The sequence below is a fragment of the Agrococcus versicolor genome (genome assembly GCF_039531815.1).
GTDB classification, from domain to species: Bacteria; Actinomycetota; Actinomycetes; order Actinomycetales; family Microbacteriaceae; genus Agrococcus; species Agrococcus versicolor.
Map to the genome: position 1 here is coordinate 894,059 of NZ_BAAAQT010000005.1, position 13,990 is coordinate 908,048.

The window sequence follows — 13,990 nt, forward strand, 5'->3', positions numbered from 1 at the left end:
ACGGGGCGCGCCTGCCCGCTCGTGTCGGCGGCGCGGGCTACCGTGGCGCCATGATCGAGACCCAGAGCCCGCGGCCGGGCGAGGCCGGACCGATCGACGACCTCGTGACGCAGGCCCTCGCCGTGCAGGACGCCGTGCAGGGCGCCGCCGGCGACGCCGGCCCGCCCAGCACGTGGACGTCGAGGGTCGCCGTCTTCGACCTCGAGACCACGGGCGTCGACACGTCGACCGCTCGCATCGTCACGGCCTTCCTCGGCGTGCTCGACGAGACGGGAGCCCTCGTCGAGCAGCACGCATGGATCGCCGACCCCGGCATCGAGATCCCCGAGGGCGCGGCGGCCATCCACGGCGTGACGACCGAGCGCGCACGTGCCGAGGGGCAGCCCGCGTTCGACGTCGTCGCGGCGCTCGTCGCCGAGCTCTCGAACCTGCTGCGCGAGGGCACGCCGGTCGTCGCCTACAACGCCGCCTACGACTTCACGGTGCTGCACCACGAGGCGCTGCGTCACGGCATCGCGCCCATCCCCGAGCCCGCGCCCGTCATCGACCCGCTCGTGCTCGACAAGCAGGTCGACCGCTACCGCAAGGGCAAGCGCACGCTCGGCGTCACGTGCGCGCACTACGGCGTCACGCTCGACGCCTGGCACGACGCCTCGGCCGACGCCATCGCCGCAGGCAGGCTCGCGCTCGCGATGCACGAGCTCTTCCCGCAGCTGCGCGTGCCGGCCGACGAGCTGCACGCGCAGACGATCGACTGGGCGACGCAGCAGGCCGAGTCGTTCGCGCGCTACATGCAGCAGCGCGACCCGTCGTTCCTCGCCGACCGCGGCTGGCCCATCCGTCAGGCGCGCGGCTGAGTCGCCGCCTCCCCACGCACGACGAAGGCGGGCACCCGATCGGGTGCCCGCCTTCGTGCTGCGCGTGGGGTGCGGCTCAGTTGCCGAAGCCCTTGAAGCGCTTGTTGAACTTCTCGACGCGGCCGGCCGAGTCCATGATGCGCTGCTTGCCCGTGTAGAACGGGTGCGAGGCGCTCGAGATCTCGACGTCGATGACGGGGTACTCGACGCCGTCGAGCTCGATCGTCTTGTCGCTGTTCGTCGTCGAGCGCGTGAGGAACGTCTCGCCCGACGCGAGGTCGCGGAACACGATGTCGCGGTAGTCGGGGTGGATGCCAGTCTTCATGCTTGAACCTCGGGGTGTGGATGGAAGTCGTCGGCGCGATGTCGCCAGCGACCGAGCCTAGCAGACGAGCGGCTGCGGGATGGTGCTCGTGGGCGGCCTGACCGTCACGCCGCGCGAGCGGAGAAGCGATCGCCGTCGCGCGTCACGCGCAGGGGCGTGCCGAACGTGCGGGTGAGCTGCTCGTCGGTCAGGACGTCGTCGATCGCGCCGGATGCCGACACCGTCCCGTCCGCGAGGAGCAGCACGTGGGTGAAGCCCGGCGGGATCTCCTCGACGTGGTGCGTGACCATGACGAGGCCCGGTGCGAGCGGGCTGGCGGCGTACTCGGCGAGCGAGCGCACGAGGCCCTCGCGCGCGCCGAGGTCGAGGCTGCCCGCCGGCTCGTCGAGCAGCATGAGCTCGGGATCCGTCATGACGGCGCGCGCGATCTGCACGCGCTTCTGCTCGCCGTCGCTCAGCGTGCCCAAGGCGCGCTTCGACAGCCGGGTGAGCTCCCAGTCCTCCATGACGACGGCGGCGCGCTCGAGGTCGACCGAGTCATAGCGCTCGTTCCATCGACCCGTCACGGCGTAGGCCGCCGTGAGCACGGCGTTGCCGACGGTCTCCTGCGGCGGGATGCGCCGTCCGAGGCTCGTGGCAGCCATGCCGATGCGCGTGCGCAGCTCGAAGACGTCGACGCGCCCCAGCCGCTCCCCCAGCACCTCGACCGTGCCGGTCGTCGGATGCATCGAGGCCGAGGCCAGCTGCAGGATCGTCGACTTGCCCGCGCCGTTCGGGCCGAGGATCACCCAGCGCTCGCTGGAGTCGACGCTCCAGCTCACCGCGTCGAGGATCCGATCGCCGTTCCGTACGACGCTCACGTCGTCGAGCTCGAGGACACGCGTCATGCCCTCGACCCTATCCGCGTCGGCCGCTCGCGTCGGGCGCCGCGCCCGCGCGCCGCTCAGCGTGCGCGCTCGGCGACGACCGTCTCGTAGAGCGCGCGCGTCTCGTCGGCGATGCGGCCCCAGTCGAAGTGCGTCCGAGCGCGCTCGCGGCCCGCCTCGCCCATGCGGCGCGCCGCCTCCGGGTCCGCGACGACGCGGGCGAGGGCCGCGGCGAGGTCGTCGACGAAGCGGTCGGGATCGGTCGGCGTGCCCGTGCCGTCCTGCACCTGGTCGATCGGCACGAGGACGCCCGTGACGCCGTCGTCGATGACCTCGGGGATGCCGCCCGTCGCGCTGCCGACGACGGCTGCGCCGCACGCCATGGCCTCGAGGTTCACGATGCCGAGGGGCTCGTAGACGCTCGGGCACACGAACGTCGTCGCGTGGCTGAGCAGCACCTGCATGTCGGCGCGCGGCAGGTGCTCGTCGATCCACACGACGCCGCCGCGCGTCTCGCGCAGCTCCTCGACGAGCGCACGGACCTCCGCGAGGATCTCCTGCGTGTCGGGGGCGCCGGCGCACAGCACGAGCTGCACGTCCTCCGGCAGCTGCCGTGCGGCGCGCAGCAGGTAGGGCAGGCCCTTCTGCCGCGTGATGCGTCCGACGAAGACGACGGAGGGCAGGTCGGGGTCGAGCCCGAGCTCGCGGGCGCGGTCGGGGTCGTCGACGCGGTGCCAGACGTCGAGGTCGATGCCGTTCGTGATCGTGACGACGCGCTCGGGGTCGAGGCTCGGGTACGAGCGCAGGATGTCCGCGCGCATGCCGTCGCTCACGGCGATGACGCGATCGGCAGCCTCGTAGGCGCGGCGCTCGACGTCGCTCGAGATGCGGTAGCCGCCGGCGAGCTGCTCGGCCTTCCACGGGCGCAGCGGCTCGAGGGAGTGCGCTGTGACGACGTGCGGGATGCCGTGGAGCTCCTGCGCGAGCCTGCCCGCCTCGTTGGCGTACCAGGTGTGCGAGTGCACGACGTCGGCGCCGGCGACGGCGTCGGCGATCTGCAGGTCGACGGCGAGGGTCTGCAGCGCGGCGTTCGCGTCCGCGAGCTCGCTCGGCACCTCGTAGGCGGTGACGTCCGCCTCGTCGCGCGGCGCGCCGAAGCAGCGCACCTGCACCTCGGCGTCGCGCCGCAGCGCGCGCACCAGCTCGGTGACGTGGACCCCGGCCCCTCCGTAGATGGCGGGCGGGTACTCCTTCGTGACGACATCGACGCGCATGCCGTCAGCGTACGCCGGGGGTGCGGCCGCGCGCGCAAGCCCCGGCGCGGCGCAGGTGCGCCGGGTAGGTTGGGCCGCATGGACAAGAAGGTCTTCGGGATCGTCCTCGCCGGTGGCGAGGGAAAGCGGCTCATGCCCCTGACCGAGGACAGGGCGAAGCCCGCCGTGCCGTTCGGCGGGACGTATCGCCTCATCGACTTCGCGCTGTCGAACCTCGTGAACTCGAGCCTCCGTCAGATCGTGGTGCTGACGCAGTACAAGTCGCACTCGCTCGACCGGCACATCTCGCAGATGTGGCGCATGGCGCCGCAGCTCGGCTCGTACGTCGCCTCCGTGCCGGCGCAGCAGCGGCTCGGCAAGCGCTGGTTCCAGGGCTCCGCGGACGCGATCCTGCAGTCGCTCAACCTCATCAAGGACGAGAAGCCCGACATCGTCGTCGTCGTCGGCGCCGACCACGTCTACCGCATGGACTTCCGCGACATGATCGAGGCGCACATCGCGTCGGGTGCGCGCATGACCGTCGCCGGCATCCGCCAGCCCATCGCGCTCGCCGACCAGTTCGGCGTCATCGAGGAGTCGTCGGACGGCTCGGGCAAGATCGACGCCTTCCGCGAGAAGCCCAAGGACCCGAAGCCGCTGCTCGACTCCCCCGACGAGGTGCTCGCGTCGATGGGCAACTACGTCTTCGACGCGGACGCGCTGGTGGAGGCCGTCCGGAGCGACGGCGAGAGCGACGAGTCGAGCCACGACATGGGTGGCGACATCGTGCCGTACTTCGTCGACCGCGGCGAGGCGTACTTCTACGACCTCCAGTCGAACACCGTCCCCGGCATGACCGACCGCGACAAGTACTACTGGCGCGACGTCGGCACGATCGAGTCGTTCTTCGACGCGCACATGGACCTCATCGCCGCGCTGCCGATCTTCAACCTGTACAACCGTCGCTGGCCCATCTACTCGGCGCAGTACAACGAGCCGCCGGCGAAGTTCACGCGCGACGCGTCCGGACGCCCCGCCGAGGTCATCGAGTCGATCGTCTCGTCCGGCAGCGTCATCCAGGGTGCGTCGATCGTGCGCAGCGTGCTCTCGCCGTGGAACCGGGTCGACTCGGGCGCCTCGGTGTCCGACGCCGTGCTGTTCGAGCAGGTGCACGTCGGCGCCGGCGCCGTCGTCCGCCGCGCGATCCTCGACAAGGAGGTCGTCGTCGCGCCGGGCGTGCAGATCGGCGTCGACCACGACCACGACCGCGCGCGTGGCTTCTCGGTCTCGGAGACGGGCATCGTGACGGTGCCGAAGGGCGTGCAGGTGCTCGCGTGAGACGAGTCGTCGTCACCGACGTCGACTCCACCCTCATCCGCGACGAGGTCATCGAGCTCATCGCCGACGCCGTCGGGCCTGACGCGCGGGCGCACGTCGAGGCCGTGACGGAGCGCGCGATGCGCGGCGAGCTCGACTTCGCCGCGTCGCTCGCCGAGCGCGTGCTCGTGCTCGAGGGCCTGCCGACGTCTGTGCTCGACGACGTCGTCGGTGCCGTGCGCGTCACCGACGGCGCGCAGCAGCTCATCGACGCCGTGCACGCCTCCGGCGGCATCGTCGGAGCCGTCTCCGGCGGCTTCCACGAGGTCCTCGACCCGCTCGCGGCCTCGCTCGGCATCGACCGCACGCTCGCCAACCGCCTCGGCGTGGATCGCGGACGCCTGACGGGCCGGACGGTCGGGCCCGTGATCGACGCCGCGGCCAAGCGCGACGCGTTGCACCGATGGGCGGGCGAGCACGACGTGCCGCTCTCGGCGACCGTCGCGATCGGCGACGGCGCGAACGACCTCCTCATGCTCGCCGACGCGGGCATCGGCGTCGCGTTCTGCGCCAAGCCCATCGTGCGCGAGCGATGCGCCGTGCGGGTCGACGAGCCCGACATGCGCCACGTGCTCGCGCTGCTCGAGCCCGCGCCGGAGCACGCCGCGTAGCTCGCATCCGCGTCCGCGTCCGGCGATCGTCGGTGCCCGTCGCGATGTCGGTGGTGGCTGGCATGGTCCTGGCATGGCGCAGGAGATGGCACGAGTCCCGAGCGGGCCGGATCCCGCCGCGCTCGACGCGATCCAGGCGAACGCCCTGTCGCAGCTCGACGCGATCGCCGTGGGCGTGCAGGCGCTCGAGGCCTACCGGCTCCGGCTGCTCGCCGCGCTCGGGCACCTCGGCGTCGAGCGGGCCCGCGTCCTCGGCGGCGATGTCGCGATGCACGTGCGGTCGGTCGCTGCCGAGGTCGGCGTGCGCATGCGGCTGTCGGATCGCACGGTCGAGGCGCAGCTGTCCGAGGCGATGGACCTCGTCGACTCGTGGCCGACGGTGGTCGACGCGTTCGCGACGGCCCGCATCGGTCGCGGGCACCTGCGGGTCATCGTCGAGGCGGGCGGGCCGCTCGCCACGTCCGAGGTCGACCCCGAGCAGCGCGCGGCCTACGCGGCCGAGATGATCGCGCTCGCCGAGACCACCACCCCCGCGCGCGTCCGGCGCGTCGCGCGGCGCCGTGCCGATGCGTTCCTGGCCGAGCCGATCGCCGTCCGTCATCGGCGTGCACGCGACGACCGCCACGTGCGCGTCTCGCCCGGCGACGACGGCATGGCGCACGTGCACGCGTTCGTCCCGGCGGTGCTCGCGGCCGGCATCGAGCATCGCCTCCTCGCAGGGGCGCGATCGAAGGCCGACGACGACCCTCGCACGATCGATCAGTGGAGGGCAGACGCGTTCTGCGAGCTGCTGCTCACGGGCTCGGGCGCGGCGACGAGCGAGCGCACCGACTCCGGCGAGGCGGTCGAGCGCCCCGGGCTCCTCGGCGCGATCGCCGCTGTGGTCCAGATCACGATCCCCGTCACGACCCTGACGGGTGCGGGCGATCGTCCCGCGACCCTCGACGGCGTCCAGCCGGTCGACCCCGAGACGGCGCGTGCGCTGGCGGGCGGCGCGGCGACGTGGGAGCGGCTGCTCACCGATCCGATCGACGGCACCGTGCTCGAGGTCGACGCCTACCGGCCGTCGGCCGCGCAGCTGCGACACCTCCGAGCCCGAGATCGCAGCTGCAGGTTCCCGGGGTGCGGCGCGCAGGCCCGCCAAGCCGACGTCGACCACACGATCGCCTGGTCCGACGGTGGCACGACCTCGCTCGGCAACCTCGCCTCCCTCTGCCGCAGGCACCACACGCTGAAGCACGCCACCGCCTGGACGGTCTCGCAGCCGCACCCGGGCGAGCTCCATTGGGCGTCGCCCCTCGGGCACGCCTACGTCGACCGACCACCCCCGTCCGGCCCGACGTTCGTCGAGCCCGAACCCGCGGCGCTGCCCTTCTGACGCGGCGGCGTCCTCAGCGGCGTCGCCCGCGCAGCAGCGCTCGCAGCAGCACGCCGATCACGAGCGCCCAGAACGCCGCGCTCACGCCGGCGATCGCGACGCCGGATGCCGCGACGACGAAGGTCGCGACCGCGGGGATGCGGTCGGTCGCGTCGTCGAGCGCCGCCTGCAGCGACGACGCGAGGGTGCCCAGGAGTGCGAGGCCGGCGACGGCCGCGACGACGCCGACCGGTGCGAGGCCGACGAGCGTGGCGAGCGCGCTCGAGGCGACGCCGAGCACGACGAGCAGCGAGCCGGACGCGACGGATGCGACCCACCGCCGCGAACGGTCCTCCCCCGCCTCCGGGCCGGCGGCCAGCGCTGCCGAGATCGCCGCGAGGTTGATGGCATGGCCGCCGAGCGGCGCCATCGCCACGGTGCCGATGCCGGTCACGACCATCGAGCGGCGCCACGGCACCTCGAAGCCGAGGCCGCGCATGACGGCGACGCCCGGCACGTTCTGCGACGCCATCGTCACGAGGAAGAGCGGCAGCGCGATGCCGACGACCCCCGCGACCGTGAAGGCGGGTGCCGTCGCGCCGACGCGCGGCACGAGGTCGGCGACCGCGGGAGACGCCCCGGTCGTCGCCAGATGCACCGCGACCACGACGGCGGCGGCGACGAACGCGAGCGGCGCGGCCCAGCGCGGTGCGAGGCGCATCGCGACGATCCACACGACCACGACCGGCGCCACCGCGATCGGGTTCGCCGCGAGCCCCGTGACGACGCCGAGGCACAGCTGGAGCAGCACGCCCGCGAGCATCGCCTGCGCGATCGAGGTCGGGATCGCGGCGATCGCACGCCCCAGCCACGGCACGAGCCCCGTGAGCAGCACGAGGACGCCGACGACGACGAACGCGCCCACGGCAGCGGGCCACCCGCCGGTCACGGCGCCCGTGCCCACGAGCAGCGCCGCACCGGGCGTCGACCACGCGACGGTGATCGGCAGGCGCGTCGAGACCGCGAGCACGATGCTGCCGACGCCCATGGCGATCGTCGCCGCCAGCAGGCCCGAGGCGGCCTCGTCGGCGTCGGCGCCCACGGCCGCGAGGCCCTGCAGCACGACGACGAACGACGAGGTGAAGCCGACGAGCGCCGAGACGACGCCCGCCGCGACCGGTGCCCCCCAGCCGCCTGGCGACGCGGGCGAGCGCGGCGGAGCGTCCGTCTAGTGCCCCATCCCGAGGCCGCCGTCGACGGGGATGACGGCGCCGGAGACGTAGGCGGCGTCGTCCGACGCGAGCCACGTGATCACGCGTGCGACCTCGTCGGCGCGCGCGAAGCGGCCCGCGGGGATCTGCGCCTTGTACTGCGCCTGCTGCTCGGCCGGCAGCGCGTCGGTCATGTCGGTCTCGATGAAGCCCGGCGCGACGACGTTCGCCGTGATGCCGCGCGAGCCGAGCTCGCGCGTGATCGACCGCGCGATGCCCACGAGGCCGGCCTTCGAGGCGGCGTAGTTGACCTGCCCGGCGCCGCCGAGGAGGCCGACGACGGACGAGACGAGGATGATGCGGCCGAACCGGGCGCGCACCATGCCCTTCGACGCGCGCTGCACGACGCGGAACGAGCCCGTGAGGTTCGTGTCGACGACGTCCGAGAAGTCCTGCTCGCTCATGCGCATCAGCAGGGTGTCGCGCGTGATGCCCGCGTTCGCCACGACGACCTCGACGGGGCCGAGCTCCGCCTCGACCTGCGTGAACGCCGCGTCGATCGACGCGGCGTCGGTGACGTCGGCGCGCACGGTCAGCGTGCCCTCGGGGCCCTCGCCCGACCGCGCGGTCACGGCGACGCGATGGCCCGCCTCGACGAATGCGGTGGCGATGGCGCGGCCGATGCCGCGATTGCCGCCGGTCACGAGCACGGTGCGGGACATGGGTTCCTCTCAAGGCGGACAGCGAGTCGTCGTCGGCAAGCCTAGCCAGGCGTACGCTGGTGACCAGGAACCCATGCACCACGACGAGCCGTCCATCACAGACCTCCCTGTGTCTCCCACCGAGGACCGACGCAGGCGTACGAGGACGTACCTGATCATGATGGCGATCCGCCTCGTGTGCATCGTGCTCTTCATCGTCGTCCCCGACTGGTGGAAGCTCGCACCGGCCGTCGTCGCCGTCGTGATCCCCTGGGTCGCGGTCGTCGTCGCGAACGCCTCGAGCTCCCTCGGCACGAAGACCGATCGCGTCACCAGGCGCCAGATCGAGTCGTGACGAGGCGATCGCCATGATCGGCCTCGGCTTCGGCGACCCCACGGGCGTCGCCCAGTGCTCCGCGGCGGGCTGCCATGCGAGCGCCGCGTGGACGATCGGCTGGCGCAACCCGCGCATCCACTCCGAGGACCGCGTGAAGGAGTGGGCGGCGTGCGACGAGCACCGCGACCACCTGCGCGACTGGCTCGCGAGCCGCGACTTCCCCGTCGCGGTCGCGCCGTTCGGCGACGCGGCTGAGCTGGTGCTCTGATGCTCGCGCTCCTGCGCACCCGCCGCTGGCTCGGCTACCTCGCGCTCGTCGTCCTCTTCGCCGTCGCGTGCGTCGCGCTCGGCTCCTGGCAGTGGAACCGCCGCGAGGAGGCGCTCGCCGCCATCGCACGCCTCGACGCCAACTACGACGAGCCGGCCGTGCCGCTCGAGGACGTCCTCGTCGAGACCGACGACTACGAGCTCGGCCAGCAGTGGACGGTCGTCGAGGCCCGCGGCGAGTACCTCGCCGACGAGCAGCTGCTCCTGCGCGGCCGTGTGCGCGACACCGCCGTCGGCTTCGACGTCGTCGTGCCCTTCCGCACCGACGCGGGCAGCATCCTGCTCGTCGACCGCGGCTGGGTGCCTCCCGGCGACACGTCCGCCGCACCGGACGCCGTCCCCGCGCCGCCGACGGGCGAGGTCACGATCGTCGTGCGCCTCCGTGAGGACGAGGGCGAGATCGCCGGACGCGGCGCCCCCGAGGGGCAGATCGCGAGCGTCGACCTCGACGCGATCGCCCAGGCGCACGACGAGCCGGTGTACACGGGCGCGTACGGCCTGCTCGCCTCCGAGGACGGCGCGTCGCCCGAGGGCGTCGCCCTCGCGACGCGGCCCGTGCTCGACGAGGGCCCGCACCTGTCGTACACGCTGCAGTGGTTCGTGTTCGCGGCGATGGGATTCGTCGGCTACGTGTGGGCGCTGCGGCGCGAGGCGCGCGGCGACGCCGAGCTCGACGAGCCCCGCGAGCCGCGGCGCGGCCGACGGCAGTCGGACTCCGACGTCGAGGACGCCATCCTCGACGCCGCCGACCGCTGACGCGCGAGACCGGTCGCGCGGCCGCCGGGCTCAGCGCGCGTCGCGCGAGCCGGGATCCACGATCGGCAGCACCGTCGTCGACAGCGCAGGCACGCGCCAGCGGAAGCGCTCCGCGAGCAGCCGGAACGCGATGACGGCGGCGCCGACGCCGACGAGCACCCACGTCGAGCCGACGCCGAGCTCGACGAGCGCCGCCGTGAGGCCGGCGCCCGTGAGCGCCGGCAGCAGGTAGAGGCGCGACTCGCGCCGCATGACCGCGGGGATGTCGTTCGCGAGCACGTCGCGCAGGATGCCGCCGCCGACGCCCGTCAGCATGCCGACGATCGCCGCGCCGACCGGCCCGATGCCCGCCTCGATCGCGACGATCGTGCCCTCGACGCAGAACACCCCGAGGCCGATGGCGTCGAAGACCAGCACGGGCCGGGCGAGGTGCGCGATCCAGCGGTGCAGCACGAAGACGATCGCGGCACCCGCGACGGCGACGCCCACCATCCACACGTCGACGAGCACGGCGGGCGTGCGCCCCACGAGCAGGTCGCGCAGCATGCCGCCGCCCGTCGCGGTGACGACGGCGAGGAACGCCATGCCGACGACGTCCATGCGGCGCTCCGCCGCGAGCTGCGCGCCGGAGATCGCGAACGCCAGCACGCCGAGCCCGACGAGCGCGGCGTGGACGACGCCGAGCCAGCCGTCGATCATCTAGGCGAGCTCGATGAGCTCGAGGTACTCGGCGTTCCAGTGGTCCTCGGTGCCGTCGGGCATGATGAGCACCCGGTCGGGGTGCAGCGCCGCGACGGCGCCGGGGTCGTGGCTCACGAGCACGACCGAGCCCTCGTAGGCGTCGAGCGCGCCGAGGATCTCCTCGCGGCTCGCGGGGTCGAGGTTGTTCGTCGGCTCGTCGAGCAGCAGGACGTTCGCCGCCGACACCACGAGCGTCGCGAGGCTCAGGCGCGTCTTCTCGCCACCGGAGAGCACCCGTGCGGGCTTGTGCACGTCGTCGCCGGTGAAGAGGAACGAGCCGAGCACGCGCCGCGCCTCCATCTCGGTGATCTCCGGCGCGGCCGAGACCATGTTCTGCAGCACGGTGCGGTCGACGTCGAGCGTCTCGTGCTCCTGCGCGTAGTAGCCGATGCGCAGGCCGTGGCCGCGCTCGATCTCGCCGGTGTCCGACTCGGCGACGCCCGCGAGGATCCGCAGCAGCGTCGTCTTGCCCGCGCCGTTGAGGCCGAGGGCGACGACCTTCGTGCCGCGGTCGATCGCGAGGTCGACGGCCGAGAAGATCTCGAGCGAGCCGTAGGACTTCGAGAGGTCGTGCGCCTGCAGCGGCGTCCGGCCGCACGGTGCGGGCTTCGGGAAGCGCAGCTTCGCGACCTTGTCGGCGGCGCGCACCTCCTCGAGCCCGGACAGCAGGCGATCGGCGCGCTTCGCCATCTGCTTGGCGGCGACGGCGCCGGAGGCGCGAGCACCCATCTTCGCGGCCTGGGTCTGCAGCACGCCGGCCTGGCGCTCCGCGTTCGTGCGCTCGCGCTTGCGGCGATCGGCGTCGGCCTCGCGCTGGCGGAGGTAGTGCTTCCAGCCCATGTTGTAGATGTCGATGACCTGGCGGTTCGCGTCGAGGTAGAAGACGCGGTTCACCGTCTCCTCGACGAGCACGACGTCGTGGCTGATGACGACGATGCCGCCGGCGTAGCCCTTCAGGAACTCGCGCAGCCACACGACGGAGTCGGCGTCGAGGTGGTTGGTCGGCTCGTCGAGCAGCATGGTGTCGGCACCCGAGTACAGGATGCGGGCGAGCTCGATGCGTCGGCGCTGGCCGCCCGAGAGCGTCTCGAGCGGCTGGTCGAGGATGCGCTCCGGCAGCTGCAGGTTCGACGCGATCGCCGCGCCCTCCGCCTCCGCCGCGTAGCCGCCCAGGCCGAGGAACTGGTCCTCGAGCCGCGAGTACGCCCGCATGGCCCGCTCGCCCTCGGACCCGCCGAGCGCCATGCGCTCGGTGGCGGTGCGCATCTCCTCGATGACGGTGCCGATGCCGCGCGCGTCGAGGATGCGGGTGCGGGCCGTCTGCTTCGGGTCGCCCGAGCGGGGGTCCTGCGGCAGGTAGCCGATCTCCCCCGTGCGCTCGATGAGGCCGGTGTAGTCGTGGCCGTCGCGATCGTCGGTGACGCCCGCGAGCACCTTCGTCATCGTCGTCTTGCCGGCGCCGTTGCGGCCGACGAGCCCGATCTTGTCGCCGCGCTCGACGCGGAAGGACACGCCCGACATGAGGGTGCGTGCGCCGACGGACAGGTCGAGGTCGGTGACGGAGATCATGGCTGTGCCTCGCGGCTCGAGAGCGGGTGGGGATGCGGCCGACGTGGCCAGCCGCCCAGTCTACCGTGCCCGGCGCGGGCGCGGCGGACGCACCTGGTCGCCGAGCGTCGCAGGTGCGTGCCATGCTCGATCACGCGGCACGGCACACCGGTCCGCAGAAGGACACGATCGTGACCGACGCCCCCGCCACCCGCTCCCCCTGGCCCGCGCTGTGGGCGCTCGTCATCGGGTTCTTCATGATCCTCGTCGACTCGACGATCGTCTCGGTCGCGATCCCCCACATCATGACGGGCCTCGACGCCGGCATCAACGCCGTCATCTGGGTCACGAGCGCCTACCTGCTCGCGTACGCCGTGCCCCTGCTGATCACGGGGCGCCTCGGCGACCGGTTCGGCCCGAAGCCCGTCTACCTCGCCGGCCTCACGGTCTTCACGCTCGCGTCGCTGTGGTGCGGGCTCGCCGACTCGATCGAGATGCTCATCCTCGCCCGCGTCGTGCAGGGCCTCGGCGCCGCGCTCATGACGCCGCAGACGATGGCCGTCATCATGCGCACCTTCGCCCCGAACGCCCGCGGCGCGGCGATGGGGCTGTGGGGCGGCGTCGCCGGCCTCGCGATGCTCGTGGGCCCGCTGCTCGGCGGCGCCCTGGTCGACACCCTCGGCTGGGAGTGGATCTTCTTCATCAACGTGCCGGTCGGCATCGTCGGCTTCGTGCTCGTCATGCGACTCGTGCCGCGGCTGCCGCTGCACGCGCACTCGTTCGACTGGCTCGGCGTCGTGCTGAGCGCCGCAGGCCTGTTCCTGCTCGTCTTCGGCATCCAGGAGGGCGAGACCTACGACTGGGGCACGATGCCGATCCTCGGCGTCGAGGTCCCGCTCGTGGGCATGATCGTCGCGGGCGTCGCGCTCATGGTCGCGTTCGTCGTGTGGCAGGCGCGCAACCCGCGCGAGCCGCTCGTCCCGCTCGGCATCTTCCGCGATCGCAACTTCTCGCTCGCGAGCATCGCCATCGCGACGATCGGCTTCCTCGTCACGGCGATGTCCGTGCCGATATTCCTGTACGCGCAGGGCGTGCGCGGCATGTCGCCCACGGAGTCCGCGCTGCTCCTCATCCCGATGGCGCTCGGCTCCGGCCTCCTCTCGCCCTTCACGAGCCGCTTCCTCCAGGCTCGCGACCCGCGGCTGTTCACGGCCGCGGGCATCCTCGGCATGGGCGCGGCGGTCGCCTGGTACGGGCTCTGGATCCAGCAGCAGGTCGACGTGTGGCTGCTGCTCGCCCCCAGCGCGCTCATGGGCGTCTCGAGCGCCTTCGTCTGGGGGCCGCTCGGCATCGTCGCGACGCGCAACCTCGACCCGCGCCTCGCGGGCGCCGGCTCGGGCGTCTACAACACCGTGCGCCAGATGGGTGCCGTCATCGGCTCGGCCGCGATCGCGGCGGCGATGTCGTGGCGCATCCAGACCGAGCTCGGCGGTGGCGGCGAGCAGGTCTCGGGCGGTGCGTTCGTCGCCGACATCCCCGCCGAGATCGCCGACCCCTTCGCGCAGGCGCTCGGGCAGTCGCTCCTGCTCCCCGCCGCGGTCGCGGCGATCGGCGTCGTGGCGGCGCTGTGCTTCGCGAGGCCCAAGGCGCCCGGCGCCGCGCCGTCGGCTCCCGCAGCCGAGCCCGCGGTCGCAGCCGCCGACTGACGGTCGCCGCGACGTCC

General features: G+C 73.0%; 14 protein-coding genes and 1 pseudogene. 8 read left to right on the top strand and 7 right to left on the bottom strand.

Going from position 1 to position 13,990, the window contains the following annotated elements:
- Positions 1–50 precede the first annotated feature (50 nt).
- On the top strand, positions 51–857 hold the full coding sequence (locus tag ABD249_RS07215) for a 3'-5' exonuclease (RefSeq protein WP_344342142.1): 807 nt from the start codon (positions 51–53) through the stop codon (positions 855–857).
- 76 nt (positions 858–933) lie between these two features.
- Here ABD249_RS07215 and ABD249_RS07220 read toward each other — a convergent pair whose 3' ends face one another.
- From ABD249_RS07220 to glgA, 3 genes are all read right to left on the bottom strand, one after another.
- Positions 934–1,182: a type B 50S ribosomal protein L31 gene (locus ABD249_RS07220; protein WP_344342144.1), complete on the bottom strand. Its 249-nt coding sequence runs from the start codon at positions 1,180–1,182 to the stop codon at positions 934–936.
- A gap of 104 nt (positions 1,183–1,286) precedes the next feature.
- Positions 1,287–2,069 carry an ABC transporter ATP-binding protein gene (locus ABD249_RS07225; RefSeq protein WP_344342147.1) on the bottom strand — a complete coding sequence of 261 codons (783 nt, stop codon included), beginning with the start codon at positions 2,067–2,069 and terminating at the stop codon, positions 1,287–1,289.
- Between the two features lie 56 nt (positions 2,070–2,125).
- Positions 2,126–3,322 carry a glycogen synthase gene (glgA, locus tag ABD249_RS07230; protein WP_344342149.1) on the bottom strand — a complete coding sequence of 399 codons (1,197 nt, stop codon included), beginning with the start codon at positions 3,320–3,322 and terminating at the stop codon, positions 2,126–2,128.
- Between the two features lie 78 nt (positions 3,323–3,400).
- Here glgA and glgC point away from each other — a divergent pair, with 78 nt between their 5' ends.
- The 3 genes from glgC to ABD249_RS07245 all read left to right on the top strand — a co-directional run bounded on the left by glgC (position 3,401) and on the right by ABD249_RS07245 (position 6,667).
- The gene (glgC, locus tag ABD249_RS07235; RefSeq protein ID WP_344342152.1) at positions 3,401–4,639 is read left to right on the top strand and encodes a glucose-1-phosphate adenylyltransferase; all 1,239 of its coding nucleotides are present in this window, start codon (positions 3,401–3,403) and stop codon (positions 4,637–4,639) included.
- A complete protein-coding gene (serB, locus tag ABD249_RS07240) occupies positions 4,636–5,289 on the top strand; it encodes a phosphoserine phosphatase SerB (RefSeq protein WP_344342154.1) in 654 nt (217 codons plus the stop codon). The genes glgC and serB overlap by 4 nt, the downstream gene beginning before the upstream one ends.
- Before the next feature lie 73 nt (positions 5,290–5,362).
- Positions 5,363–6,667 carry an HNH endonuclease signature motif containing protein gene (locus ABD249_RS07245; protein WP_344342156.1) on the top strand — a complete coding sequence of 435 codons (1,305 nt, stop codon included), beginning with the start codon at positions 5,363–5,365 and terminating at the stop codon, positions 6,665–6,667.
- A gap of 13 nt (positions 6,668–6,680) precedes the next feature.
- Here the strand turns inward: ABD249_RS07245 and ABD249_RS07250 are convergent.
- Together ABD249_RS07250 and ABD249_RS07255 are read right to left on the bottom strand one after the other, a co-directional pair.
- A pseudogene (locus ABD249_RS07250) lies at positions 6,681–7,826 on the bottom strand (benzoate/H(+) symporter BenE family transporter); the annotation flags it as partial.
- Positions 7,827–7,874: 48 nt separating this feature from the next.
- Positions 7,875–8,579 carry a beta-ketoacyl-ACP reductase gene (locus ABD249_RS07255; protein WP_344342160.1) on the bottom strand — a complete coding sequence of 235 codons (705 nt, stop codon included), beginning with the start codon at positions 8,577–8,579 and terminating at the stop codon, positions 7,875–7,877.
- Between the two features lie 73 nt (positions 8,580–8,652).
- Here ABD249_RS07255 and ABD249_RS07260 point away from each other — a divergent pair, with 73 nt between their 5' ends.
- Genes ABD249_RS07260 through ABD249_RS07270 form a run of 3 tightly spaced genes read left to right on the top strand, consistent with a single transcriptional unit; the run spans position 8,653 to position 9,978 of the window.
- Positions 8,653–8,913 carry a DUF3099 domain-containing protein gene (locus tag ABD249_RS07260; RefSeq protein ID WP_344342162.1) on the top strand — a complete coding sequence of 87 codons (261 nt, stop codon included), beginning with the start codon at positions 8,653–8,655 and terminating at the stop codon, positions 8,911–8,913.
- Between the two features lie 13 nt (positions 8,914–8,926).
- Positions 8,927–9,163 (top strand): hypothetical protein, encoded by a 237-nt coding sequence (locus ABD249_RS07265; protein ID WP_344342165.1) that lies wholly within the window; start codon positions 8,927–8,929, stop codon positions 9,161–9,163.
- Entirely contained in the window at positions 9,163–9,978 is an 816-nt protein-coding gene (locus tag ABD249_RS07270; RefSeq protein WP_344342167.1) for an SURF1 family cytochrome oxidase biogenesis protein, read from the top strand. The genes ABD249_RS07265 and ABD249_RS07270 overlap by 1 nt, the downstream gene beginning before the upstream one ends.
- Positions 9,979–10,008: 30 nt before the next feature.
- On the opposite strand, the gene ABD249_RS07275 is transcribed toward ABD249_RS07270, so the two are convergent.
- Together ABD249_RS07275 and ABD249_RS07280 are read right to left on the bottom strand one after the other, a co-directional pair.
- Positions 10,009–10,677 carry a trimeric intracellular cation channel family protein gene (locus ABD249_RS07275; protein ID WP_344342170.1) on the bottom strand — a complete coding sequence of 223 codons (669 nt, stop codon included), beginning with the start codon at positions 10,675–10,677 and terminating at the stop codon, positions 10,009–10,011.
- Positions 10,678–12,288, bottom strand: coding sequence for an ABC-F family ATP-binding cassette domain-containing protein (locus tag ABD249_RS07280; RefSeq protein ID WP_344342172.1), 1,611 nt, complete (start codon positions 12,286–12,288; stop codon positions 10,678–10,680).
- Positions 12,289–12,410: 122 nt separating this feature from the next.
- On the opposite strand from ABD249_RS07280, the gene ABD249_RS07285 reads away from it, so the two are divergent.
- The gene (locus tag ABD249_RS07285) at positions 12,411–13,973 is read left to right on the top strand and encodes a DHA2 family efflux MFS transporter permease subunit (protein ID WP_344342174.1); all 1,563 of its coding nucleotides are present in this window, start codon (positions 12,411–12,413) and stop codon (positions 13,971–13,973) included.
- Positions 13,974–13,990: the final 17 nt, after the last annotated feature.

What these genes read in the sequence shown, in the direction of transcription:
- ABD249_RS07215 (WP_344342142.1), top strand. Translation starts at nt 51, where the DNA reads ATGATCGAGACCCAGAGCCCGCGGCCGGGCGAGGCCGGACCGATCGAC.
- ABD249_RS07220 (WP_344342144.1), bottom strand. Translation starts at nt 1,182, where the DNA reads ATGAAGACTGGCATCCACCCCGACTACCGCGACATCGTGTTCCGCGAC.
- ABD249_RS07225 (WP_344342147.1), bottom strand. Translation starts at nt 2,069, where the DNA reads ATGACGCGTGTCCTCGAGCTCGACGACGTGAGCGTCGTACGGAACGGC.
- glgA (WP_344342149.1), bottom strand. Translation starts at nt 3,322, where the DNA reads ATGCGCGTCGATGTCGTCACGAAGGAGTACCCGCCCGCCATCTACGGA.
- glgC (WP_344342152.1), top strand. Translation starts at nt 3,401, where the DNA reads ATGGACAAGAAGGTCTTCGGGATCGTCCTCGCCGGTGGCGAGGGAAAG.
- ABD249_RS07245 (WP_344342156.1), top strand. Translation starts at nt 5,363, where the DNA reads ATGGCGCAGGAGATGGCACGAGTCCCGAGCGGGCCGGATCCCGCCGCG.
- ABD249_RS07255 (WP_344342160.1), bottom strand. Translation starts at nt 8,579, where the DNA reads ATGTCCCGCACCGTGCTCGTGACCGGCGGCAATCGCGGCATCGGCCGC.
- ABD249_RS07260 (WP_344342162.1), top strand. Translation starts at nt 8,653, where the DNA reads ATGCACCACGACGAGCCGTCCATCACAGACCTCCCTGTGTCTCCCACC.
- ABD249_RS07265 (WP_344342165.1), top strand. Translation starts at nt 8,927, where the DNA reads ATGATCGGCCTCGGCTTCGGCGACCCCACGGGCGTCGCCCAGTGCTCC.
- ABD249_RS07270 (WP_344342167.1), top strand. Translation starts at nt 9,163, where the DNA reads ATGCTCGCGCTCCTGCGCACCCGCCGCTGGCTCGGCTACCTCGCGCTC.
- ABD249_RS07275 (WP_344342170.1), bottom strand. Translation starts at nt 10,677, where the DNA reads ATGATCGACGGCTGGCTCGGCGTCGTCCACGCCGCGCTCGTCGGGCTC.
- ABD249_RS07280 (WP_344342172.1), bottom strand. Translation starts at nt 12,288, where the DNA reads ATGATCTCCGTCACCGACCTCGACCTGTCCGTCGGCGCACGCACCCTC.
- ABD249_RS07285 (WP_344342174.1), top strand. Translation starts at nt 12,411, where the DNA reads ATGCTCGATCACGCGGCACGGCACACCGGTCCGCAGAAGGACACGATC.